24 protein-coding genes are annotated in these 23438 nt (G+C 73.4%); 10 read left to right on the plus strand and 14 right to left on the minus strand.

The genetic code is table 11. The annotated features are described in order from the left end of the window. Positions 1-43 precede the first annotated feature (43 nt). On the plus strand, positions 44-1069 hold the full coding sequence (locus tag DAE25_RS05655) for an NADP-dependent oxidoreductase (RefSeq protein ID WP_199907449.1): 1026 nt from the start codon (positions 44-46) through the stop codon (positions 1067-1069). Positions 1070-1106: 37 nt separating this feature from the next. Here the strand turns inward: DAE25_RS05655 and DAE25_RS05660 are convergent, their stop codons facing one another. Then, positions 1107-1919 carry an MBL fold metallo-hydrolase gene (locus DAE25_RS05660; RefSeq protein WP_107765238.1) on the minus strand — a complete coding sequence of 271 codons (813 nt, stop codon included), beginning with the start codon at positions 1917-1919 and terminating at the stop codon, positions 1107-1109. Positions 1920-2232: 313 nt separating this feature from the next. Here DAE25_RS05660 and DAE25_RS05665 point away from each other — a divergent pair, with 313 nt between their 5' ends. The 5 genes from DAE25_RS05665 (at position 2233) to DAE25_RS05685 (ending at position 8481) form a co-directional block, all read left to right on the plus strand. Then, a complete protein-coding gene (locus DAE25_RS05665; RefSeq protein WP_107765239.1) occupies positions 2233-4365 on the plus strand; it encodes a DEAD/DEAH box helicase in 2133 nt (710 codons plus the stop codon). 63 nt (positions 4366-4428) lie between these two features. Further along, a complete protein-coding gene (locus DAE25_RS05670) occupies positions 4429-5535 on the plus strand; it encodes a glycosyltransferase (protein ID WP_234410873.1) in 1107 nt (368 codons plus the stop codon). Continuing rightward, positions 5532-6611: a glycosyltransferase gene (locus DAE25_RS05675; RefSeq protein ID WP_107765240.1), complete on the plus strand. Its 1080-nt coding sequence runs from the start codon at positions 5532-5534 to the stop codon at positions 6609-6611. Before DAE25_RS05670 ends, DAE25_RS05675 begins: the two co-directional genes overlap by 4 nt. Further along, positions 6608-7645 (plus strand): glycosyltransferase, encoded by a 1038-nt coding sequence (locus DAE25_RS05680; RefSeq protein WP_107765241.1) that lies wholly within the window; start codon positions 6608-6610, stop codon positions 7643-7645. The genes DAE25_RS05675 and DAE25_RS05680 overlap by 4 nt, the downstream gene beginning before the upstream one ends. Continuing rightward, on the plus strand, positions 7642-8481 hold the full coding sequence (locus DAE25_RS05685; protein WP_107765242.1) for a glycosyltransferase family 2 protein: 840 nt from the start codon (positions 7642-7644) through the stop codon (positions 8479-8481). The genes DAE25_RS05680 and DAE25_RS05685 overlap by 4 nt, the downstream gene beginning before the upstream one ends. A gap of 13 nt (positions 8482-8494) precedes the next feature. Here DAE25_RS05685 and DAE25_RS05690 read toward each other — a convergent pair whose 3' ends face one another. The 5 genes from DAE25_RS05690 to DAE25_RS05710 are packed head-to-tail and all read right to left on the minus strand — an operon-like array spanning position 8495 to position 12980. Continuing rightward, entirely contained in the window at positions 8495-9241 is a 747-nt protein-coding gene (locus tag DAE25_RS05690) for an SDR family oxidoreductase (RefSeq protein WP_107765243.1), read from the minus strand. A gap of 7 nt (positions 9242-9248) precedes the next feature. Beyond that, positions 9249-9905 carry a histidine phosphatase family protein gene (locus tag DAE25_RS05695; RefSeq protein WP_107765244.1) on the minus strand — a complete coding sequence of 219 codons (657 nt, stop codon included), beginning with the start codon at positions 9903-9905 and terminating at the stop codon, positions 9249-9251. Continuing rightward, positions 9902-10972 carry a phosphotransferase family protein gene (locus tag DAE25_RS05700; protein ID WP_107765245.1) on the minus strand — a complete coding sequence of 357 codons (1071 nt, stop codon included), beginning with the start codon at positions 10970-10972 and terminating at the stop codon, positions 9902-9904. Before DAE25_RS05700 ends, DAE25_RS05695 begins: the two co-directional genes overlap by 4 nt. Then, positions 10969-11733: an SDR family NAD(P)-dependent oxidoreductase gene (locus DAE25_RS05705; protein ID WP_107765246.1), complete on the minus strand. Its 765-nt coding sequence runs from the start codon at positions 11731-11733 to the stop codon at positions 10969-10971. Before DAE25_RS05705 ends, DAE25_RS05700 begins: the two co-directional genes overlap by 4 nt. After that, the gene (locus DAE25_RS05710) at positions 11730-12980 is read right to left on the minus strand and encodes an acyl-CoA dehydrogenase family protein (RefSeq protein WP_107765247.1); all 1251 of its coding nucleotides are present in this window, start codon (positions 12978-12980) and stop codon (positions 11730-11732) included. Before DAE25_RS05710 ends, DAE25_RS05705 begins: the two co-directional genes overlap by 4 nt. 40 nt (positions 12981-13020) lie before the next feature. Between DAE25_RS05710 and DAE25_RS05715 the strand changes: the two genes are divergently transcribed. After that, the gene (locus DAE25_RS05715) at positions 13021-13605 is read left to right on the plus strand and encodes a TetR/AcrR family transcriptional regulator (protein ID WP_234410874.1); all 585 of its coding nucleotides are present in this window, start codon (positions 13021-13023) and stop codon (positions 13603-13605) included. Positions 13606-13614: 9 nt separating this feature from the next. On the opposite strand, the gene DAE25_RS05720 is transcribed toward DAE25_RS05715, so the two are convergent. The 3 genes from DAE25_RS05720 to DAE25_RS05730 are packed head-to-tail and all read right to left on the minus strand — an operon-like array spanning position 13615 to position 17147. Next, positions 13615-15204 carry an MXAN_6640 family putative metalloprotease gene (locus DAE25_RS05720; protein ID WP_107765249.1) on the minus strand — a complete coding sequence of 530 codons (1590 nt, stop codon included), beginning with the start codon at positions 15202-15204 and terminating at the stop codon, positions 13615-13617. Positions 15205-15248: 44 nt separating this feature from the next. Then, positions 15249-16700 carry an MXAN_6640 family putative metalloprotease gene (locus tag DAE25_RS05725; protein WP_107765250.1) on the minus strand — a complete coding sequence of 484 codons (1452 nt, stop codon included), beginning with the start codon at positions 16698-16700 and terminating at the stop codon, positions 15249-15251. 51 nt (positions 16701-16751) lie between these two features. Next, positions 16752-17147 (minus strand): adenylyltransferase/cytidyltransferase family protein, encoded by a 396-nt coding sequence (locus tag DAE25_RS05730; protein ID WP_107765251.1) that lies wholly within the window; start codon positions 17145-17147, stop codon positions 16752-16754. Positions 17148-17234: 87 nt separating this feature from the next. Here DAE25_RS05730 and DAE25_RS05735 point away from each other — a divergent pair, with 87 nt between their 5' ends. Together DAE25_RS05735 and DAE25_RS05740 are read left to right on the plus strand one after the other, a co-directional pair. Then, positions 17235-18506 (plus strand): DUF445 domain-containing protein, encoded by a 1272-nt coding sequence (locus DAE25_RS05735; RefSeq protein WP_107765252.1) that lies wholly within the window; start codon positions 17235-17237, stop codon positions 18504-18506. A gap of 76 nt (positions 18507-18582) precedes the next feature. Next, positions 18583-18804 carry an RNA-binding S4 domain-containing protein gene (locus tag DAE25_RS05740; RefSeq protein ID WP_234410892.1) on the plus strand — a complete coding sequence of 74 codons (222 nt, stop codon included), beginning with the start codon at positions 18583-18585 and terminating at the stop codon, positions 18802-18804. A gap of 24 nt (positions 18805-18828) precedes the next feature. On the opposite strand, the gene DAE25_RS05745 is transcribed toward DAE25_RS05740, so the two are convergent. The 3 genes from DAE25_RS05745 to hisN form a co-directional block, all read right to left on the minus strand. Then, complete coding sequence (locus tag DAE25_RS05745; RefSeq protein ID WP_107765253.1) at positions 18829-19197, minus strand: FKBP-type peptidyl-prolyl cis-trans isomerase; 369 nt, start codon at positions 19195-19197, stop codon at positions 18829-18831. A gap of 22 nt (positions 19198-19219) precedes the next feature. Next, on the minus strand, positions 19220-19651 hold the full coding sequence (locus DAE25_RS05750) for a CBS domain-containing protein (protein WP_107765254.1): 432 nt from the start codon (positions 19649-19651) through the stop codon (positions 19220-19222). Between the two features lie 82 nt (positions 19652-19733). Further along, a complete protein-coding gene (hisN, locus tag DAE25_RS05755; protein WP_107765453.1) occupies positions 19734-20633 on the minus strand; it encodes a histidinol-phosphatase in 900 nt (299 codons plus the stop codon). Between the two features lie 41 nt (positions 20634-20674). Here hisN and DAE25_RS05760 point away from each other — a divergent pair, with 41 nt between their 5' ends. Next, positions 20675-21142, plus strand: coding sequence for a DUF2231 domain-containing protein (locus DAE25_RS05760; RefSeq protein WP_107765255.1), 468 nt, complete (start codon positions 20675-20677; stop codon positions 21140-21142). Positions 21143-21147: 5 nt separating this feature from the next. On the opposite strand, the gene rsgA is transcribed toward DAE25_RS05760, so the two are convergent. Together rsgA and aroA are read right to left on the minus strand one after the other, a co-directional pair. Then, positions 21148-22149: a ribosome small subunit-dependent GTPase A gene (rsgA, locus tag DAE25_RS05765; RefSeq protein WP_107765256.1), complete on the minus strand. Its 1002-nt coding sequence runs from the start codon at positions 22147-22149 to the stop codon at positions 21148-21150. After that, entirely contained in the window at positions 22146-23426 is a 1281-nt protein-coding gene (gene aroA / locus DAE25_RS05770) for a 3-phosphoshikimate 1-carboxyvinyltransferase (RefSeq protein WP_107765257.1), read from the minus strand. Before aroA ends, rsgA begins: the two co-directional genes overlap by 4 nt. Between the last annotated feature and the right edge of the window lie 12 nt (positions 23427-23438).

The following is a 23438-nucleotide window of genomic DNA, read 5'->3' on the forward strand; positions in this document are numbered from 1 at the left end:
CCCCCCGATCGTGGCACGCCCACCCATGGCCTTGAATGGGCCCATGACCACATCGACCCAGATCCGTCTCGCCGCCCGTCCCGTCGGGGAGCCGGCCGACAGCGACTTCGAGGTCACCACCGAGGAGCTGCCCGAGCTGGCGGAGGGGCAGGTGCTGCTCCGCACCCTGTATCTCTCCCTCGACCCCTACATGCGTGGCCGGATGAGCGCCGCGAAGTCGTACGCCGCCCCGCTCGAGGTCGGCGACGTCATCCTCGGCGGCACCGTCTGCGAGGTCGTGGAGACGCGTGCGGAGTCGCGCCAGGTGGGCGACGTCGTGCTCGCCTTCGCCGGGTGGCAGACCCACGCCGTGGTCGACGCCCGGCACACCCGCCGCCTCGACCCGGAGGCGGCCCCGGTCAGCACGGCGCTCGGCGTGCTCGGCATGCCGGGCTTCACGGCGTACGCCGGGCTGCTCGAGCTGGGCCGTCCGCAACCGGGCGAGACGGTGGTCGTCGCCGCCGCCGCAGGTCCCGTGGGCTCGGCCGTCGGCCAGATCGCCCGGGTCAAGGGGGCCCGCGCCGTCGGCATCGCGGGTGGCGCGGAGAAGTGCCGCATCCTCGTCGAGGACTACGGCTTCGACGCTGCCGTCGACCATCGGTCGCCGACCTTCGTCGCCGACCTGGCCGCGGCCACGCCGGACGGCATCGACGTCTACTTCGAGAACGTCGGCGGCGCCGTCGCCGCGGCGGTCACCCGTCGGCTCAACCGCTTCGCCCGGATCCCGGTCTGCGGGTTGGTCGCCGGCTACAACGCCACCAGCGCGCCCGAGGGGCCCGACCAGCTGCCGGCCTTCATGGGCAGGGTGCTGTCGCTGAGCCTGACCGTGCGCGGCTTCATCCAGGACGAGTTCGTGCCCACCCACCACGAGGACTTCCTGCGCGACATGACCGCCTGGGTCGCCGACGGCTCGGTGCGCCACCGTGAGGACGTCGTCGAGGGCCTCGAGGCCGCTCCGGAGGCCTTCCGCGGTCTGCTCGTCGGCCGCAACGTCGGAAAGCTGCTGGTCCGGGTCGCACCCGAGTCCTGAGCGCCTGACCTCGGTCCCGGGCCCGCGGGCCGGAGCGTCAGGTACGCCGCGCGTGCCTGCCGCCGCTGGCCCGCTGGGCCTGCTCGAGCAGCGCCGGGTCGTGGGAGTTGACCAGCAGCACGCCGGGCTCGCGACCGCCGTACATGCCCGCGAGCCGGGCGTGGTTGGCCCGCACCATGTCCCAGTCGTGCGCGACCGCGCGCTCCATGGTGCGCAGGGTGGCCGGCGCCGACCCGGAGCCGTCGACCTGCCCGTGGTGGTAGAACGCGTCACCGGCGTGGAACACCCACTGCTCGCCGGCGTCGACGGCGACCGCCGCGTGGCCGCGGGTGTGGCCGGGAAGGGCGATCAGCACGATGCCGGGGGCGATGCCCTCGAGCTCCACGGCCGTGAAGCCCCGCCACGAGTCGCCCGCGGCAGGGGAGTGCTCGATGATCGTCGGCGCGTGCGCGCGCTGCGCCGGGCGGTAGCGGTGCCGCTCGGTGCGGGTCCGGGGCGTGAGCGCGGCGCCGAGCTCGTTGGAGGTGACGTGCACGGTCGCGCGGGGGAAGTCGGCGAGTCCGCCCACGTGGTCGGAGTCGAAGTGCGTGAGCACGATCGCCTTCACGTCGTGCGGGGAGAACCCGAGGCCCTCGACCTGACGCAGCGCGGTCTCGCTGGGATCGAGGACCGGCCTGACCAGGCGCCGGGACGAGCCCAGGCGACCTGCGGGGTCGCGGACGTCCTCGAGGCCGAAGCCGGAGTCGACCAGCACCAGGCCCGTGGGCCCCTCGACGAGCAGCACGTGGCAGACCAGCTCGGGGGTCAGGGGCGGGCGCATCGTGCCGCAGTTGAGGTGGTGGACCTTCACGGACCCAGCATCGGGGCGCGGGACCGGTGGGCGCCACTGTCGACCCGGGCTGACTGGACCGGTCCGGGGTCCCGGCGCCCCGATCGGCTCGCGGGACCCGCCGGTGCACGCATTCGCGGGAGACGGAGGTAACATGGAGAGCACTCCGCCGCCCGATCGAGCCTGATCCGAGTGGTGGAGCCCCGGCATTCGCTTGCGACGCGTGACGTTCTGTCACCACCGCACGGCCCGGGGATGACAGCGTCGCACCGAGCAGACCGCGTGCGGCGACGTTGTCCGGCGTACGCACGTCGGGCATCCGAGGAGGACGTGAGTGGCTCAGCGAGGCCGACGCCAGACCGCACAGCGCCAGTCCCGGCAACGGGGTGGGAGCACCAAGGTCAAGCGCCTGGACAACGAGGGCATCATCCCGGTGCTCGCCCGCGCCGTGCGCGAGGTCGAGCAGGCCGCCGAGCGCGGCAAGGTCATGCCCCACGGTCGTGCGACCTTCCAGGTCGTCGCGCTGCTGGTGCGTGAGGAGCGCTCCCGGATCAACGCCGACACCGAGATCGCCGAGGGGCGCAAGGGCGAGCAGCTCAAGCGCCTCGACGGCATCGCCACGATCCTGGCCAAGACCGCCGCCCGCGACACCTCGCTGCTGCAGCTGCTCGCCGAGGACTCCCAGGTCTCCGAGGGCGCTCGCGCCCTGCGCCGCCAGATGCTGAAGCAGGCCGGCATCGACGCCCCGGAGGAGGTCGAGCCGCCCAAGCCCGAGGGGACCGCGACCTCGTCGCCGCGTCGCGTCGTGCCCCAGTCGGTCATCGCCCGCCAGCTCGCCAACCCGTTCCTCGTGCCGGACTTCTCCGCCGCCGAGCTCAACCGGCCGACGGCCCGCCGGCTGGCCAACTGGGAGCTCCTCGAGCCCCTCTTCAAGTCCTTCGAGTACGTCGGCGGGGGCGCGTCCGCCTGCATGACGCTGCCCGCCCCCGACGCGGCCCGCACCCCGGGCGTCGCCCTGATGCCGCACCAGAAGCAGCTCGTCGCGGCGGCCGCGCAGGGCCACCGCACCTTCCTGCTCGCCGACGAGCCCGGCCTCGGCAAGACCGCCCAGGCGCTGATCGCCGCGCAGGCCGCCGACGCCTACCCGCTCCTGTGCGTCGTCCCCAACGTCGTCAAGGCCAACTGGGCCCACGAGGTCAGCCTCTGGACGCCGCACCGCACCGTCACCGTCATCCACGGCGACGGCGAGCAGGTCGACGGCTTCGCCGACATCGTGATCGTCAACTACGAGGTGCTCGACCGCCACGTCGGCTGGCTCGGGGACCACGGCTTCCGCGGGATGGTCGTCGACGAGGCGCACTTCATCAAGAACAAGTCCTCGCAGCGCAGCCAGCACGTGCTCGAGCTCTCCCAGCGCCTGCGGGCGCGGGTCGCCCGTCCGCTGCTGATGGCGCTGACCGGCACGCCGCTGATCAACGACATCGAGGACTTCCGCGCGATCTGGCAGTTCCTGGGCTGGATCGACGACCAGAAGCCGCTCGCCGAGCTGATGAACAAGCTCGAGGACACCGGCCTGATGCCGGGCGAGCCGGGCTTCTACCCCAACGCCCGCCGCTCGGTCATCGAGATGGGCATCGTGCGGCGCAAGAAGATCGACGTCGCCGCCGACATCCCGGCACGCCGGGTCGCCGACCTGCCGGTCGAGCTCGAGGGTGCGGAGGGTCGCTCCATCCGCGAGGCCGAGCGCGAGCTCGCCCGCCGCCTCGTCTCCCGGTACGACGCCGCGCTCGAGGCGCGCACGTCCGGCCAGGTCGTCGACGGCATCGACCACGACCTCGTACGCCGCGTCGCCAAGTGGGAGCGCGAGGACATGGAGGCCGCCAAGGACGGCGAGAACGTCTTCTCCATGATGCGTCGGATCGGTCGCGCCAAGGCCGGCCTGGCCGCCGACTACACCGCCCAGCTCGCCCGCAGCGTCGGCAAGGTGGTGTTCTTCGCCAAGCACGTCGACGTGATGGACGAGGCGGAGGAGAGCTTCGCCCGTCGGGGCATCAGCTACGTCTCGATCCGCGGCGACCAGAGCGCCAAGGCGCGGGCCGCGGCCATCGAGTCCTTCACCACGGACCCCGACACCTCGATCGTCGTCTGCTCGCTCACCGCGGCGGGCGTCGGCCTCAACCTGCAGGTCGCGTCCAACATGGTGCTCGCCGAGCTCTCGTGGACCGATGCCGAGCAGACCCAGGCCATCGACCGCATCCACCGCATCGGCCAGTCCGAGCCGGTCACGGCGTGGCGCATCATCGCCGCCCAGACCATCGACTCCAAGATCGCCGAGCTCATCGACAGCAAGGCCGGCCTCGCCGCCCGTGCTCTCGACGGTGCCGACGAGGTGGCGTCGTCGGTCGACGTCCAGCTCGAGGCGCTGGTCGGCCTGCTCGACGAGGCGCTGGAGGCCCGCGGCCGGTGACCGGCGGCTGCCCCTAGGGGTGGACCCGGCGCATGTGCCTGCCCCAGCGGGTACGACACCGTCGTGAGCATCACGAGGGAGGCCCTGGGGAGGGACGCCCGGTCCAGCAGCGACGTGCTGCGGATCGCGAGCGTGCCGTCCGGTCATGTCTACGTCCGACACCTGTCGCCGGCTGGTGGGGACGACGGCGTCGAGCGCCTGCCCGACCCGCACCCCGACGACCCGCGCCGGTCCGCCGAGCAGCGGTGGTGGCCGCCGGTGATGCTCCGCCCGGAGTGGGCCGAGACGGCGGACGTCGACGTCTTCCACGTCCAGTTCGGCTTCGACACGTGCACCGCCGACGGGCTGCGCGAGCTCGTGGGCGTGCTGCGCCGGCGCGGGATCCCGCTGGTCGTCACCGTGCACGACCTGCGCAACCCCCACCACGCCGACCGCCGCGAGCACGACGCCCAGCTCGACGTGCTCCTCCCGTCCGCGGACGCGGTGGTCACCCTCACCCGCGGCGCGGCCTCCGAGATCGCCCGGCGCTGGGGGATCGAGGCGGTCGTCGTGCCGCACCCGCACGTCGTCGACCTCGACCTGGCCCGCGCCCTCCGGGAGCGCCCGTCGGAGGGTCCCTGGACGGTGGGCCTGCACGTGAAGAGCCTGCGCGCCAGCATGGACCCCCTCGCGATCCTGCCGACGCTCGTCGAGGAGGTCCGGGCGACGCCCGACGCCCGGCTGCTCGTCAACGGGCACCGCGACGTCCTCGCCGACGGCGGGTCGCGCCACGACGCCGGGCTGGCGGCGTACCTCCGGGACGCGGAGCGCCGCGGCGACCTCGAGCTGCACGTCCACGACTACCTCTCCGACGACGACCTCTGGGACTACCTCGCCCGGCTCGACGTCTCGGTGCTGCCCTACCGCTTCGGCACCCACTCCGGGTGGCTGGAGGCGTGCCGCGACCTCGGCACCACGGTGGTCGTGCCCGACTGCGGCTACTTCGCCGACCAGGGGCCGGTCCTGACCTACGCGATGGGCGAGGGCCGGTACGACGCCGCGTCGCTGCGCACGGCGCTGCGCACGGCCCGCACCGACCCGCCGCCGCCCGCGGACCTCGACGCCCGGGCCCGTCAGCGCGACGAGGTCGCCACCGCACACCGTGAGCTCTACCGGCGGCTGCTCCGGTGAGGCCGCTGAGGATCTGCATCATCGGCTCCAGCCGGTTCCCGATCCGGGAGCCGTTCGCCGGGGGCCTGGAGGCGCACACCCACGCGCTGGCCCGACGGCTGTCGGAGCGGGGCCACGAGGTGACCCTCTTCGCCGCGCCCGGGTCCGACCCGTCGCTGGGTCTCCGGGAGCTCGCCGTGGAGCAGATGGAGCCCGACCCCGGCGAGCGACCCGACACCTCGATCCCGCCGCACTGGTGGATGCAGGAGCACCACGCCTACCAGGGGCTCATGCTGGAGCTGATGCGCACGGCGCACGATCGGTTCGACGTCGTGCACAACAACAGCACCCACCACCTGCCCGTCGCGATGGCCGACGTCGTGCCGGTGCCGATGGTGACCACGTTGCACACCCCGCCGACCCCGTGGCTGAGGTCCGCCCTCGTGCACGCCTCGCCGCGGGCCGTGTTCGTCGCGGTCAGCAACTGCACCTCCGACGCCTGGGCGGGGACGGTGGCCAGCCGGGCGATCCTCAACGGCGTCGACACCGAGCGCTGGGTCGCGGGGCCCGGTGGCGGTCCCGCCGTCTGGAGCGGTCGACTCGTCCCCGAGAAGGCGCCCCACCTGGCCATCGACGCCGCCCGCCGGGCGGGGATGCCGCTGCTGCTCGCCGGGCCCGTCCTCGACGCGGCCTACTACGACCGCGAGGTCCGGCCGCGGCTCGGCGACGACGTCCGCCACGTCGGGCACCTCGACCAGCGGGCGCTGTGCGCTCTGGTCGGCAGCGCCAGCGTGGCCGTGGTGACCCCCGAGTGGGAGGAGCCCTACGGTCTCGTCGCCGCCGAGGCGATGGCGTGCGGCACCCCCGTCGCGGCCCTCGACCGGGGTGCGATGCGCGAGGTGGTCGTCGACGGCGGGGGCGTCCTCGCCGACCCGCGCGACCCCGCCGCGCTGGCCACGGCGATCCTCGCCGCTGCCCGGCTCGACCGGGCGCGGGTGCGGCGGACCGCCGTCGCGCGGTGCTCGCTGGAGCGGATGGTCGACGCCTACGAGCTGGTCTACGAGCAGGCCCTCGAGCGGCCGCGGGAGGCCGCGTGATCGGCTACTACGTCCACCACCACGGGCACGGCCACCTGCACCGGGCCCTCGTGCTCGCCGACGCGTGCCGGCTGCCGGTCGTCGGACTCTCCTCGCTGCCGCGGCCCGCGGAGTGGGCGGGGGAGTGGGTGCAGCTCGAGCGTGACGACGACGACCCGGGCCCGCGCGACGCCGCCGCCCGCGGCCAGCTGCACTGGGCGCCCCTCGACGACGACGGGCTGCGCTCCCGGATGGCGAGCATCTCGGCCTGGATCGCGGAGCAACGGCCCTCGGTCATGGTCTCGGACGTCTCGGTCGAGGTGGCGATGCTGGCCCGGCTGCACGGCGTACCCGTCGTCTCGGTCGTGCTGCCCGGCGAGCGCGGCGACGCGCCCCACCGGGCCGGGCTCGGGCTCTCCAGCGAGCTGGTGTCCTTCTGGCCGCCCTCGGCCCGGGGCATGGTGCGCGGTCTCGCGCCCGCTGATGCGGCGCGGTTGCGCTGCCTCGGCGCGCTGTCGCGCTTCGGCCGCGACGAGCTGGCGGGAGGGCGACCCGACGACGGCGTACGACGCGTCGTGGTCCTCAACGGGTCGGGCGGCGGCGGTCCCACCGCCGACCAGCTCGACCGCGCCCGCGCCACCTCGCCCGGCTGGGAGTGGCAGGTGCTCGGGGGGCCCTCGGGGACGTGGGTGGCCGACCCGACGGCGGCGCTGCGGGCGGCCGACGTGGTCGTGACCCATGCGGGACAGAACGCGCTCGCCGAGGTGGCGGCCGCGCGCCGACCGGCGGTCGTGGTGCCCCAGGACCGGCCGCACGACGAGCAGCGCACCACCGCTGGCGTCCTCGCCCGGGGCGGCTGGCCGGTGAGCGTGCGCGAGACCTGGCCGGACGCGGGCTGGGGTGCCCGGCTCGACCGCACCGCCCGTCTCGACGGCGAGCAGTGGGCGACGTGGTGCGACGGGCGCGCGGTGCACCGCTTCGTCGGCGTCGTGCACGCCGTGGCGGCGGGCTCCGACAGTGCGTCCCTGGTGAGCGCCCCGGCGGCCGGATCGTGACCGTCGCCGTCGTCACCCTCGTCCACGGGCGGGCTGCCCACCTCCGGATGCAGCACGCCAGCCTGGCGCGCGGGGTCGTGCCCGACCACTACGTCGTCGCCGCCATGGGTGACCACACGGTGCGTGCCTGGCACCCGGCGGTCCCACCGACTCCGGATGTGGTCGAGATCCCGGTGCAGGCGGGGTTGCTGCCCCTGGCGGCCGCCCGCAACGCCGCCGCCCTCCGGGCCCTGGAGCGCGGCGCCGACGTGCTGGTCTTCCTCGACGTCGACTGCCTCGCGGGCCCGGCGCTGGTGCAGGCCTACGCCGACGCCGCCCGGGACCGCCCCGACGTGCTCTGGTCGGGACCGGTCACCTACCTGCCCCCGGCAGGCCCGGACGGCTACCCGCTCGACGGGCTCGACGCCCTCGACGACCCGCACGCCTCACGACCGGCCCCCGCACCCGGCGAGCGCCGCCTCGGCGGCGACCCCGACCTCTTCTGGTCGCTGTCCTTCGCGGTGCACGCCGACGGGTGGCGACGCGCCGGCGGCTTCTGCGAGAGCTACGTCGGATACGGCGCCGAGGACACCGACTTCGCCGCGACGGCCACCTCGGCCGGCCTCACCCTGGGCTGGCTCGGGGGTGCCCGCGCCTACCACCAGCACCACCCGACGTCCTCACCGCCGGTGGAGCACCTCGCCGACATCCTGCACAACGGCGCGCTCTTCCGGCGCCGGTGGGGCCGCTGGCCGATGGAGGGATGGCTGCGGGAGTTCGAGCGGATGGGCCTCGTCGAGCGCGAGGACGGGGAGTGGCGGCTGACGCCGTCCGGCCGGCAGACCGCCCGGGCCTGAGGAACTGAGCGGCTCAGCCCATCAGCCGGCGGGCGATCGGCAGCGGCAGGTGCTTGAGGGCGAAGCCGATCGGCTCCCACGGCCAGCCCGGGACCCGGGCCGAGGCCTTCTCCTTCTCGATCGCCGCGACCATCGAGCGCACGCCGCGCTCGGTCGAGGCGACCATCGGGGTGGCCTTCGAGGTCGCCGACATCTCCGAGACGATGTAGCCCGGGTAGAGCACGGTCACCGTGATCGGGGTGCCCATGACGTCGGCCCGGAAGCCCTCGGCGAGGTGGGCGACGGCGGCCTTCGAGGCGGCGTACGTCGTGATGTTGCCGGGCATCCCGCGCATCGCTGAGATCGAGGAGATCATCACCAGGTGTCCCGAGCCCTGCGCCCGGAAGGCCTCGGCGGCGGCCTCGGTCTGCGCGAGGGCACCGATGAAGTTGGTCTGCGCGGTGTCGCGGTTGGCGTCGAAGCGCCCGGTGCCGAGCGGCTGGCCCTTCCCGAGGCCCGCGTTGACGACGACCCGGTCGAGGGACCCGAAGAGGTCGCGGAACTCGCCGAAGACCCGGAAGACGGCGTCGTGGTCGTTGACGTCGAGCGCCCGGACCTCGACGCGGACGGCCGGGTGCGACGCCGCGATCTCGGCGCGGAGCGCCTCGAGGTTGTCCGTACGCCGCGCGCACAGCGCCAGGTCGTGCCCCAGGGCGGCGAACTGGCGGGCCATCTCGGCGCCGAGACCCGACGAGGCGCCGGTGATGAGGATGGTCGACATGGGGTTCCTATCGGTAGGTGACGGCGGCCGGGGACAGGTGCGAGTGCTCGTTGACGCTGAGCAGGGTGATCCCGCGGGTGCCGTTGATGAGCTTGGTGACGCCGGTGTTGACGGTCACCTGGTTGAGGCGCAGCCACAGCGCGCCGTCGCCCTCGAGCGCCGAGGTGGCGGCCCAGCCCATCGGGCCGCCGCTGGTGAAGACCACGGCCGTGCCGCCGTCCGCGACGGCGGCCGCCGCGCGGGCGAGGGCGGCTTCGACCCGGGCGGCGAAGACCGCGAACGGCTCGGTGTAGTCGGCGTCGTGGGCCCCGTCGGTCCAGCGGGTGGTGGCCTCGGCGAACCAGCGCTGGAAGACCCCGGGGCTCGACATCACGTCGACGCCCTCGGGAGCCGGGTGCCTCGAGAGGACCTGGAGGTGGTCGAACTCGTTCCACCCCTCGTCGGTCGTCACCTCGGCGTCCCACCCGGCGGCCTGCACCGCGGCGGCGGCGGTCTGGTGGTGGCGCCGCATCGCGCCGGAGACCAGCACGGTGGGCTCGACGCCGCGGGCGGCCAGGGCGGCGCCGAGGACGGCGGACTGCTCGACCCCGCGCTCGGAGAGCACGTCGTAGTCCTCGGCCCCCCAGGACGCCTGCCCGTGCCGGACCAGCAGGACCTGGCTCACCGGCGCATCAGCCCGTCGACGCGGGTGCCGACCATCCGCACGGCCTCACCGAAGAGGCCGTAGACCTCGTTGGTGGTCTGCCCGGCGACGTAGCGGTAGTAGATCTGCTGGGCGATGACGGCGAGCCGGAACAGCCCGAACACCTCGTAGAAGCGCCACTGCTCGGGGGTGACGGACAACCCCATCCGCTCGCAGTAGCGGGTGACGATCTCGTCGCGGGTGAGCATCCCCGGCAGGTGCGTGGGCACCCGGCGCATCATCTGCCAGCCGTCGTCGTCGCCGGCCTCGACCCAGTAGGCCATCGATCCGGCGAGGTCCATCAGCGGGTCGCCGAGGGTGGCCATCTCCCAGTCCAGGACGCCGACCACGCGGGTCACGTCGTCGGGGGAGAGCACGAGGTTGTCGAGCTTGTAGTCGTTGTGGATGACGCAGGTGGCCACGTCGTCGGGCTGGTGCTCGGCCAGCCACGCCATCACGTCCTCGTAGTCGGGGACGTCGTCGGTGCGGGCGTTGCGGTAGCGCACCGACCACCCCTCGACCTGGCGGCGCACGTAGCCCGCGCCCTTGCCCAGGTCGGTGAGCCCAGCGGCGGCCGCGTCGACACTGTGCAGCTCGACCAGCACGTCGATCGCGCCGAGGCAGAGCTCGCGGGCCTGCTCGGGGGAGAGGGGCACGTCGGCGGGCCACTCGCTGCGCGGGATGATCCCGTCGATCCGCTCCATGGCGTAGAAGTCGGCACCGATCACGTCCGGGTCGTCGCAGAACGCGACCATCGGCGCGACGTACGAGAAGACGGGCGCCAGCGCCGACTGGATGACGAACTCGCGGTGCATGTCGTGCGCGCCCCGGGCCTTGGTGCCGGCCGGTGCGCGGCGCAGGATCAGGTCCCGGGTCGGGTACCTCAGCAGGTAGGTCAGGTTGGACGCCCCGCCGGAGAACTGGCGGACCTCCGGGGTGCCGTCCAGCCCGGTGGCGTCTCCGGCGTGCGCCCGCAGCCAGGTCGACACGGCCTCGACGTCGAAGGCGTCCTCGTCGCGGACCGGCCGGGCGCCGGCGACCTCGCTCACGCGTCGGCCTCCTGGAGCTTGGCGGCCTGCGCGCGCATCACCGCGTCGTACGCCGGGCGGTCGGCCCACTTCAAGAAGTAGGCCTGCCGGGCGGGCTCGTCCGGCACGATCACGTCCTCACCCGCGTCCATGCCGACGAGCACAGCGGCCGCGATGTCGTCAGCGGTGATCCGGGAGCGCTCGACCAGTCCCTTGACGATCTCGCCGAGGGCGGTGTCGCTGCCCTGCATCGAGTCCATCAGGTTGGTCCGGAAGTACGACGGGCACACGGCGCTGGCCCGGATCCCGAAGCCGGCGAGCTCGTGGCCGCACGTCTCGGTGAAGGCCACGACGGCTGCCTTGGTGGCGTTGTAGGAGCCCATCCCGGCGGGGTGCACGAGCCCGGCCAGCGAGGCGACGTTGACGACGTGGCCCGACCCCTGGGCCTTGAGCATCGGGGTGAAGGCCTGCACACCGCGGACGACGCCGAAGAGGTTGACCTCGGTGATCTGGCGCCACTCCTCGATCGTGCAGCGGTCGATCCGGCCGCCGCCCGCGACCCCCGCGTTGTTGACGAGCACGTCGAGGCCGCCCCAGCGCTGCTCGACCGCGGCGACCGCGGCCGCCCAGTCGTCGCCGGAGGTGATGTCGAGGACCAGGTCGATCCCGTCGCCCGCCACCCGGTCGGTGGCGAGGACCTCGTCGCCCCGGGCGCGGAAGGCGGCCACCAGCGCGGCGCCGAGGCCGGACGCGGCCCCGGTCACCAGGACCCGCCGGCTCATCGGTGCTTGCCCAGCTCGATCTTGGCCACCACGTTGCGGTGCACCTCGTCGGGCCCGTCGGCCAGCCGCAGGGTGCGCGCCCCGACGTACGCCGCCGCGAGCGGGAAGTCGTCGGTCATGCCGGCGCCGCCGTGGATCTGGATGGCCATGTCGATGACGTCGAGGGCCATCCGCGGCACCTCGACCTTGATCTCGCTGACCGCGGAGATCGCCTCGGCGGACAGGCCCTGGTCGAGCAGCCAGGCGGCGTGCAGCACCAGCATCCGGGAGCGGTTGATGGCGATCCGGGCGTCGGCGATGCGCTCGCGGTTGCCGCCGAGGCTGGCCAGCGGCTTGCCGAAGGCGATCCGGTCGGACGCCCGGCGGCAGGCGAGGGCGAGGGCCTTCTCCGCCAGCCCGATGGCGCGCATGCAGTGGTGGACGCGTCCGGGGCCGAGGCGCCCCTGGGCGATCTCGAACGCGCGCCCCTCGCCGAGCAGGATGTTGCCGACCGGGACGCGGACGTTGTCGAAGGACACCTCGCCGTGCCCGAGGGGCTCGTCGTAGTAGCCCATCGTGGAGAGCATCCGCTCCACCTTCACGCCGGGGGCGTCGCGCGGCACGAGCACCATCGTGTGGCGCGAGTGCCGGTCGGCGTCGGGGTTGGTGAGCCCCATGAAGACGAGGATCTTGCAGTCCGGGTTGCCGATGCCGGTGGAGAACCACTTGCTCCCGTTGACGACCACCTCGTCACCGTCGACGACCGCGGTGGCGGCCATGTTGGTGGCGTCGGAGGAGGCCACGTCGGGCTCGGTCATGCAGAAGGCGCTGCGGATCTCGCCGCGCAGGAGCGGCTCCAGCCAGGTCGCCCGCTGCTCGTCGGTGCCGTAGCGGAGCAGCACCTCCATGTTGCCGGTGTCGGGGGCGTTGCAGTTGAAGACCAGCGGGGCGAGGAACGAGCCGCCCATCGCCTCGGCCAAGGGGGCGTAGTCGACGTTGCTGAGGCCCACGCCGCCGTCGGTGCCGAAGTCCGCGGCGTACGCGCCGGCGTGCTCGATGGGCAGGAAGAGGTTCCACAGGCCCTGCTCGCGAGCCTTGGCCTGGAGCTCGGCGATCCGTGGGTCGGGCGTCCAGCTGTCCCCGCCGCTCTCGCGCCGCTCGGTGATGCCGGCGTGCACGTCGGCCTCGATCGGCTCCACCTCCGCGGCGATGAAGTCGCGCACGCGCGTCTGGAGGTCGCTGGCCCGGGGGGAGAGGGAGAAGTCCATGGGTTGACCCTACGCACATTGTTGAGCAATGCTCAATAGCGTGTCCGACACCGTACGCCGCCGCCTCAGCGCCGAGGACCGGCGCCGGCAGCTCGTCGGCATCGGCCTCTCGCGGATCGTCGACACCCCGATCCAGGACCTGTCGATGGACCAGATCGCGGCCGAGGCGGGCATCTCCCGCGGCCTGCTCTTCCACTACTTCCCGACCAAGACCGACTTCTACCTCGCGTGCATCGCCGCGGCCGGGCGCCGGATCCTGCGCAACACCGCGCCCGCCGAGGGGGACGAGGGACCGGTCCAGGTGCGCACGATGGTGACCGCGATGGTCGAGCAGATCGACCGTCGGCGGGAGTTCTACCTGACGCTCGTGCACGGCAGCGGGGTCGCCGACCCGCGGCTGGCCGAGGTGCACGAGAGCGTGCGCTCGGTGTCGACCGACCGGGTCGTCGCGGCGCTCGGCCTCGACCCCGGGCTGCACGAGGTCGTGCACGCCTGGTGGGCCTACGTCGAGGACCGGGCGCTCACGTGGAGCGCCGCCCCGCCGGACGCGCGCCCGCACACCCTCGAGGCCCTGGTGGCGCACTGCGAGCGGGCCCTGGCCGCGCTCTGCGCCGAGGGCGCGTGAGAGCGACGCTCAGCGGCCGCGCTTCTGCTTCTTGACTGCCTTGGCGTGCACGGTGAACTTGCGGTTGTCGTCCCGGGCCACTCCGTCGCAGGCGTACACCGTCTTGCGTCCGCAGCGGTAGCGGGTCGAGACGTTGGCCACCGACACCGTCACCGCGGCCACGGTGGCCGCGCTGAAGGGCACGGTCGCGACGCCGTTGCCCCGTCGGTCGAGCCTGACCCGCATCGTCCTCACGGTGCCGTCCAGCCGGTGCGCCACCGCCGTCGCCGCGGGGGAGGCATTCCGGGTCGGGCCGTCGACGCGGACCTTGAGGCGCCACTTGCCGCCACCGAGGTCGGCGCCGGGGCGGAGGTGCACGGAGTCTCCCGCCAGGTGGTCGAGCCGGACGGCCTTCTTCCAGGACCTGGCGGCCCGCGTGAGGGTGGCCTCGCCGGCCGGGGTCGCGGCGGCGTAGGCCGCGCCCTCCTCGTAGACGAGGCCGGGGACCGTGTTGGCGGCCGCGAAGTCGGCGTAGACCGTGGCGAGTCCGCCCTTCTTGCGCAGCACCGACTGCACGGCCTCCACGGAGTAGAGACCGCCGTCCTTCTTCAGGCTCCCGGCGGCCCGCCAGGCCTTCTTGACCAGGCCCTGGGAGTACTGCTGGGTGAGGTACTCCCAGAAGATCCAGTTGCCGTACTGGAAGCCGTAGGTCGAGCTGAACGCGTCGAGCGGGACGAACGGCGCCTGGAGCTGGCTGTAGCGGAGGTACTGCCGGTTGTCGTCGATGTGGTCGGCGACCCGCTCCTCCATCCAGGTGGCCGTGGACTCCATCATCCACGGGTCCTCGTCGTAGTCGTAGGCGTACTGCACGGCGTGGAAGAACTCGTGCGCCGCGGTGACGGTGAGGTTGTCCTGCGGGGAGGTGCCCGAGGGGAACTGGGCCGGGGCGTAGTCGTTGTCGAGCACGCAGAAGCCGCTCGCCGTCCGGCCCTTCTTGCGGTACTCCGCCGCGCAGTAGCCGTAGAGGCCGGTGCCGAGGTCCTTGAGGTAGACGTCGAGCCGGTCGTCGCCACCGATGCCGCGGTCGCCGAGCGGGGCGCGGTAGCCGAGCTGGCCGACCTCCACGGCGTAGGTGTTCTCCAGGGTGGCCAGGGTCAGGTCGACCCAGCCGGCGCTCGGCGGGGCATCGGCCGTCGAGGGGACGTGGTGGACGCAGACGTGCTGGCCGCAGGTGCGGGTCGAGGGCACGGTGTAGCCGTTGCGGAACGGGTCGCCGGCCCCGTCGGTCGGTCGGGCGAGGAGGGCCTCGGCCTCGACGGCCTCGGCACCCGTGAGGTCGGGCCGGGCCAGCCAGAGGTCGCGCAGCGCCACGGTGGCCGACGGGTCGGCCGTCCGGGCCTCACCGTCGAGCACCCGGTCGGCCACCGCGAGGGTCGCGCGCGGGGAGGCCTGCGGGGGGAGCGCCACCGGTGCGGAGCGCTGCACCGGCGGGAGCGCCTCCGTCACCCGGCCGGGGCCGGCGCCACCGTCGTCCGTCGCGGTGGCCGGCACGGCGGGCACCAGGGCGAGCGCGGTGGCCGCGCTCGTGAGGAAGGACAGGAGGACGAGGGTGGAGCGCACGCGGGGTCCCTTCGTGGCCGGGCGGGCGGGGTGGTGCCGTCGGCTCATCGCAGGACCCGGGCCGTGATCCGGAAACCACGACGGTCGTCGCGCGGCTTGCCGTGGCACGCGAACTGGGAGCCGCGGTTGCAGGTGTAGCGGGTCGACGCGTTGGCGAGCACGACCTCGACGCGGCGCACGCGCGGGCGGTGGAACTTCACGACCCGGGTGCCGTGGCCGCGGCGGTCGATCCGGATCGGGCTGCGCCCGATGATGCCCTTGCGACCGATGAGCACCACGTGGGCGCCCGGGGCCGTGGCCCGTCGGCCCGCGTCGACGGAGATGCGCAGGCGACCACGCTTGAGGCCGGGGGCCGGTCGCAGCGAGGCGACGTGGCCGGTGAGGTGGTCGAGCGGCACCGTCCGCGTCCAGCTGCGGCGTTCGCGACCGAGGCGGGCCCGGCTCTGCGGCGGTGTGGGGCGGTAGGCCGACCCCTCGGCGTACGACGAGCGGGCGGTGCGGTTGGCGGCGAGGAAGCCCGCGTAGAAGCGCGGCCACGAGACGCCGCGCGACTCGACGTACCGCTTGACCGCCTTGACGGAGAAGTCGTTGCGCCGGCCGACGTGGCCGTCGGCGCGGGCCCAGACCTGCCGGACCGCCTCGCTGCCGAAGCGCTGGGTGAGGCGCTGGAAGAAGATCCAGTTGCCGTAGGAGCCGAGCCCGCTGTCGAAGGTGTCGAGCGGGGTGCGCGGGTCCCCGAGCTGCCCGTGGACGAGGTACTGGCGGTTGTCGTCGACGTCGTCGGTGACCTGCTCCTCCATCCAGGTGGCGGTCGCCTCGAGGAGCCAGCCGTCCTCGCGGGCGTCGAGGCCGAACTGCACGGCGTGGAACAGCTCGTGCGCGACCGTGACCCGCATGCTGGGGGTCGGGGGCAGCGGGAACTCGGTGAAGTCGTTGTCGAGCACGCAGTACGACGACGCGACGTTGCGCTCGCCGGGCACCATCTGCTCGGGCGCGCAGTAGCCGTAGAGGCCGCGCCGGCCGAGGTCCGCGAGGTAGACGTCGAACTGGGCCGTGTCGCCGGCGCCACGGTCGCTGGGCGGCAGCGGCCAGCCCAGCTGGGACATCCGGACGAAGGAGTCGTGCGCGGTGCGCAGGGTCAGGGCCACCCAGTCGGGGGTGCCGCCGGTGCTGCTGGCCATCGGTGGGGCGTCGCCCGAGGCGCCGACGTAGTGCAGGCAGACGAGGTCGGTGCACTCGCGGCCCTGGGGGAGGGTCGCGTCCCATGCCGGCCGCGGCAGCGCCGCGCGGGCGGAGAACCGGCGCTCGCCGACGGTGCCGGTGCCGGTGCCGAAGAACTGGTCACGCAGCTCGAGGGTGTCCGCGCCGGGGTCCGTGCCTGCGGCTCGGGTGGCGGCCTGGGCGGCGGTCGCGGGACCGGCCACGGTCAGCAGACCGAGGGCCAGGCAGGCCGCGAGGGCGAGGGTGGCGAGGGCGCGCACCGGGTTGTCGGTCACTGAGGCCTTCCGGGGTGGAGTCCCGACAGGCTACAGACTCCGGGTCGCCGGTCAGAGATCGGCGATGTGCTCGATGATGGCCGTCGTCGAGATGGCGGGGGTCCGGGGGAGGTAGACGACGTCGCACACGTCGGAGAGCTCGTCGAACCTGCCGGCCCAGTCGTCGCCCATGACCAGCACGTCGGCGCGGTGCCCGAGGACGTAGTCCCGCTTGAGCTCGAGGCTCTCCTCCACGAAGACCTCGTCCACGACCCGCAGGGCGGCCACGATCTCGAGGCGCTCGCGCTCGCTGAAGACGGGCGCCCGGCCCTTCTTGCGCATGTTGAGCGCATCGGCCGACACGCCGACGACGAGGCGGTCACCGAGCGCCGCGGCCCGCTCCAGCACGCGCAGGTGCCCGACGTGGAACACGTCGAACGTGCCGAAGGTGATGACCGTGCGAGACATGGGCGCCAATCTAAACCGCCGCCCCTCGGGGTGGGCCCCAGGGTGCGTCGTGTGGCCCCGTGTGGCACGGCAGGGGAGGATCGGCGCATGGCTGTCTCCACGGTGCTCCCGCTCATCACGCCCGACCCGGGTGCCGACGAGGCGCGCCGCCGTGGCCTGCGCCGGATGCGGACCGTCGCGGTGTCCCTCCTGGTCCTCGCCGCCGTCGTGTACGTCGCGACGCTCGGCCAGGACGGCTTCTGGGGATTCGTCAACGCGGGTGCCGAGGCGTCCATGGTCGGTGCCATCGCCGACTGGTTCGCGGTGACCGCGCTCTTCAAGCACCCGCTCGGGGTGCCGATCCCGCACACGGCACTGATCCCCAAGCGCAAGGACGAGCTGGGCAAGGGCCTCGAGGAGTTCGTGGGGGAGAACTTCCTCCAGGAGGACATCATCCGCGACCGGGTGGCCGCGGCGACCATCTCGGCCCGGGTGGGGGACTGGCTCTCCGACCCGGCCAACGCCCGGCGCGTCGTCGACGAGGTCGCCGACGTCACCGCGATCGCCCTCGGCAAGGTCAGGGACGACCACATCGCCGACCTGGTGAGCAACGCCTTCGTCCCGCGCTTCCGCGAGGAGCCCATCGCGCCGCTGCTCGGCTCCCTGCTGTCCGAGGTGGTGCGCGACGACCTGCACCACGGCGTGGTCGACCTCTGCCTGGACGAGATGCACCGGTGGCTGGTGCACAACCCGGACACCTTCGTGGAGGTGCTCAGCGAGCGGGCCCCCTGGTGGGCTCCGCCGCGGCTCAACGAGGCCGTCACCCAACGCATCCATGTCGAGGCGGTCCGCTGGGTCGAGGACATCCGCGACAACCCCGACCACCACGCCAGGGCCGCGCTGGACTCGATGCTCACCCAGCTCGCCCACGACCTGCTGGTCGACGCCGCGACCCAGGACCGGGCCGAGCGCTTCAAGGAGCGGCTGCTCGACCACCCGCAGGTGGTCACCACGGCCATCTCGCTGTGGAAGGCGATGCGGGCGGCGCTGCTGACCAGCGTCCGCGAGCGCGACGGCGCGGTGCGACAGCGCCTGCTCGAGGAGCTCAACAGCTTCGCGGAGCGGCTGCGCACCGACGCGACGCTGCGCGAGCGCATGGACCGGACCGCGGCCGACGTGGTCGTCTTCGGGGTCTCGCGGTACGGCGAGGAGCTCACCGCGGTCATCACCCACACGATCGAGCGGTGGGACGGCAAGGAGGCCGCCCGGCGCATCGAGCTGCACGTGGGTCGCGACCTCCAGTTCATCCGGATCAACGGCACCATCGTCGGCGGGCTCGTCGGCGTCCTGATCCACGCGATCTCGCTGCTGGTTCACTGAGCCCATGAACCAGACCCCTGCCGACCCCACCGGGTCCGTCCCCGCCGGTGTCCCAGACGGTGTCGTGGACGTCCCGATCCGTGACGAGACGATCCGGCTCGGTCAGTTCCTCAAGCTCGCCAACCTGGTCGAGAGCGGCTCCGACGCCAAGCCGGTGCTGGCCGACGGGCAGGTCACGGTCAACGGCGAGGTGGAGACCCGTCGGGGCCGGCAGCTCGTCCCGGGCGACGTGGTCACCCTGGGACCGGCCGCGGCGAGAGTCGCCACAGGGGACGCCGAGATCGACGTCCCCTGGTAGCCGTGCGGTGATCCGTGGTCCGGGTCAGCGGACCTCGAGCAGGTCCACCACGAAGATCAGCGTCTCGCCGGGCTTGATGACGCCCCCGGCGCCGCGGTCGCCGTAGCCGAGGTGCGGCGGGATCACGATGCGCCGGCGGCCGCCGACCTTCATGCCCTGCACGCCCTCGTCCCATCCCTGGATGACCTGGCCGATGCCGAGGCGGAACTGCAGCGGGGTGCCCCGGTTGTAGGACGCGTCGAACTCCTCGCCGGACGAGTGCGCCACCCCGACGTAGTGGACCGACACCGTCGATCCACTCGTGGCCTCGGCGCCGTCACCCTCGGAGAGGTCCGTGACCTCCAGCTCGGTGGGTGCGTCTCCCATGTGCGGGTCGACGTCGGGCTTGTCCATGTCACTGCCTCTCATTCGCCTGTCAGGTCTGGTGCACGTAGTGGTCGAGCTGGTCGCGCTCGAACTCGAGCTCGTCGATGCGGTGCTTGACCACGTCACCGATGCTGATGATGCCGGTCAGCCTCCCGTCGGCCACCACCGGGAGGTGCCGGATGCGCAGCTCGGTCATCGTCTTCATGAGGTCGGTGAGGTGGTCGTCGCCGCTGCACGTCTGCACGTCGACGGTCATGATGTCGCCGACGAGCGCGTCCAGGACGGCCGGGTCGGAGCCGAGGCGGCGTACGACGTCGCGCTCGCTGACGATGCCGTCGACGGTCTCGCCGTCGGAGCTGACGATGACGGCACCGATGTTGTGCTCGGTGAGGTGGGCGACCAGGTCACGCACGGGGGCATCGGGACTGATTGTCACGACCCCCTGGCTCGGCTTGGCAGTGAGGATGTCGTGGATGCGCATGCGCCACCTCCGGGAGTCGCGGTTGGTGCTCGACCACGCTAGTCACTCGGGGGGCTGAGCGACAGGGGCGACGAGGGTGGGTTCAGTCCGCGACCGTCGGCGGCGTCTGCCGGGCGCGCAGGTCGTGCACCGAGCCGTGCCCCGACGGCCGGTAGTCCGGGTCATCGAGGTCGTCGGGGAGCGAGCCGAGGAAGGACAGGGCCGCCTCGTGGAGGTGCCCGTTGGTGGCCAGCGCGTTGCCGCCGTACGGGCCGTCGGTGCCGTCGAGGGAGGTGAACCGACCGCCGGCCTCGCGCACGATGACGTCGAGGGCCGCCATGTCGTAGAGCGCGAGCTCGGGCTCGGCGGCGATGTCGACGGTGCCCTCGGCGAGGAGCATGTAGGACCAGAAGTCGCCGTAGGCCCGGGTGCGCCAGCAGCGGCGGGTGAGGTTGACGAAGTCGGAGAGCCGGTCGCGCTCGTCCCAGCCCGACAGCGAGCTGTAGGACAGCGAGGCGTCCTCGAGGCGGCGTACGTCGGAGACCTGGCACTGCGTCGCCTTGAGCAGCGAGCGGCCGGTCCACGCACCGTGGCCCTTCGACGCCCACCAGCGGCGCTGGAGCTGCGGCGCCGACACGACGCCGAGCACGACCTCACCGTCGACCGCCAGCGCGATGAGGGTCGCCCACACGGGCACGCCGCGGACGAAGTTCTTGGTGCCGTCGATCGGGTCGACGATCCACTGCCGCTGGCTGTGCCCGGACGACCCGTGCTCCTCGCCCAGCACCGCGTCCCGCGAGCGGACCCGCGACAGGGTGCGCCGGATGCCCTCCTCGACCGCCTCGTCGGCGTCGGTCACCGGCGTGAGGTCGGGCTTGCTCATCACGTGCAGGTCCAGCGCCTTGAAGCGGGCCTGGGTCAGCGAGTCGGCGTCGTCGGCCAGGACGTGGGCCAGCCTGAGGTCGTCTGTGTAGTCCTGATGGCCGGGTCCGGAGATGGGCATGTCCACAGGTTATTGCCAGCGTTGCGCTCTACCGTGCATCCATGGAGATCAACGGACTTCCGCTGCACCCCCTCGTCGTGCACGCCGTCGTGGTGCTCGGCCCGCTCGCCGCCCTCACCGGGCTGGCCTACGCGTTCGTGCCCCGGTGGCGTTGGCTGCTCCGCTGGCCCCTCGTCGGGCTCGCCCTCGTCACCGCGGTCACGGCGGTCGTCGCCACGTCCGCGGGCGAGTCCCTGCTCGACGCGCGGCCCGAGCTCGAGCCGCTGGTGGACGAGCACGAGGACTGGGGCGAGCTGCTCCGCACGGCGTCCCTGGCGTACGCCGCCGCGGCCGCGCTCGGCGCCTGGGCGCTGGGCGGTCCGTCGGCCCTCGCCTCGGGTCGTGGGGCCCGCGACACCAATCCCGTGGTCGGCATGATCGCCACGGTGCTGATCGCCGTGGGGGCCGTGGCGCTGCTGGTGCTGGTGTTCCTCGCCGGCGACTCCGGCGCGCGGGCCGTCTGGGGCTGACGGGCTCAGTAGTCGTCGTGCGACCGGGCGGCGAGCAGCCGCCGGAACGACTGCACCCGGTCGGGGTCGGCCTCGCCCTCGGCCACGGCCACGTCGAGGCCGCACTCGGGCTCGTCGGTGCCGTGGGTGCACCCGCGCGGGCAGTCCTCGGTCATCTCCTCGAGGTCGGGGAACGCCCCGATGAGGTCCTCCGGCTGCACGTGGGCCAGCCCGAAGGACCGGATGCCCGGGGTGTCGATGATCCAGCCGTCGTCCCCCTCCTCGGTGCGGGGCAGCGCGAGCAGGTAGGCCGAGGTCGAGGTGTGCCGGCCGCGCCCGGTGACGGCGTTGACGATGCCGACGTCGCGGTGCGCCGTCGGGACGAGCGCGTTGACCAGGGTCGACTTGCCGACGCCGCTGTGCCCCACCAGCACGCTGGTGTGCCCGCGCAGCACGGCGCGCACCTCCTCGAGGTCGCCTCCCCGCTGGGTCACCACCCACGGCACGCCCAGGGAGCGGTAGGTGGAGAGCAGGGTCTCGGGGTCGGCGAGGTCGGCCTTGGTGAGGACGAGCAGCGGTGACATGCCCGCGTCGTACGCCGCGACGAGCGCACGGTCGATCAGCCGCGGCCGGGGCTCGGGGTCGGCGAGGGCGGTGACGACGACGAGCTGGTCGGCGTTGGAGACGATGACGCGCTCGACCGGGTCGTCGTCGTCCGCGGTGCGGCGCAGCGTGGTGGTGCGCTCGACGACCTCGACGATCCGGGACAGCGATCCGGGGGCACCGGAGGTGTCGCCGACGACGCGCACGCGGTCGCCCACGACGACCCCCTTGCGGCCCAGGGGGCGGGACTTCATCGCCATCACGGTGGCGCCGTCGATGAGGAGGGTGAAGCGCCCGCGGTCCACGGTGACGACGACGCCGTCGACGGCGTCGTCGTAGGTGGGCCGGTCCTTGGTGCGGGGACGGGTCCGCCGTCGCGGCCGCTCGTAGTGCTCGTGGTCGTGCTCGCCGTAGCGCCCGCTCACGCCGTTCCCACCACGGAGGTCCAGAAGGGGGCGAAGTCGGGGAAGGTCTTGCTGGTCGTCTCGATGTCCTCCACCAGCACGCCGTCGACGGCGGAGCCGATGATGACCCCGGCGTGCGCCATCCGGTGGTCGGCGTAGGTGTGGAAGGTGCCGCCGTGCAGCTGCGCGGGCCGGATGGACAATCCGTCGGGGTGCTCGGTGACGTCGGCGCCCAGCGCCCCCAGCTCGGTGGCCAGGGCGGCGAGCCGGTCGGTCTCGTGGCCGCGGATGTGGCCGATGCCGCGCAGGTGCGAGGGGGAGTCGGCGAGCGCGCAGAGGGCGGCGACGGCCGGGGTGAGCTCGCCGATGTCGTGCATGTCGAGGTCGATGCCGGCGATGCGGTCGCCGCCGGTCACCCGCAGGCCGGCGTCGGGTCCGGTCACGTCCTCGACGGTGCAGCCCATCCGGGTGAGCACGTCGCGCAGCGCGTCGCCGGGCTGGGTGGTGCGTGCGGGCCAGTCCCGGACGGTGACGGTGCCGCCCGTGGTGGCCGCCAGGGCCAGGAACGGTGCGGCGTTGGACAGGTCGGGCTCGACCGCCTCGTCGATCGCCTCGACCGGGCCCGGGGCGACCGCCCACCGGTTGGCGTCGGAGTCGTCGACCTGCACGCCCCGGTCGCGGAGCATCGCGACCGTCATCTCGATGTGGGGGAGCGAGGGCACCGGCTTGCCGTCGTGGCGGACGTCGACCCCGTGCTCGTAGCGCGCCCCGGCCAGCAGCAGGGCGGAGACGAACTGGGACGAGGCGCTCGCGTCGATCACCACGGTGCCGCCCGGGACCGTGCCCGACCCGACCACGGTGAACGGCAGCGCGCCGCGCCCGCCGTCGTCCACGCGGATGCCGAGGGCGGCCAGGGCGGTCAGCACCTCGCCCACGGGTCGGTTGCGCATGTGGGGGTCGCCGTCGAAGTCGATCCGCCCGGTCGCCAGCCCGGCGAGGGGCGGGACGAAGCGCATCACGGTGCCGGCGAGGCCGCAGTCGACCGCTGCGTCACCCACCATCGGTCGGGGGGTGACCAGCCAGTCGTCGTCCCGGTCCTCCACCCCGACCCCCATGGCCCGCAGGCCGGCCGCCATGAGGAGGGTGTCGCGGGACCGCAGCGGACGTCGTACGACGCTCGGCCCGTCCGCGATCGCGGCCAGCACCAGGGCGCGGTTGGTCAACGACTTGCTGCCCGGCAGCGAGATCACGCTCGCCACCGGGCCGGTCGGACGGGGTGCGGGCCAGGAGTCGGTCACCCGCGCACCCTA

The sequence above is a fragment of the Nocardioides terrigena genome (genome assembly GCF_003047265.1).
GTDB classification, from domain to species: Bacteria; Actinomycetota; Actinomycetes; order Propionibacteriales; family Nocardioidaceae; genus Nocardioides; species Nocardioides terrigena.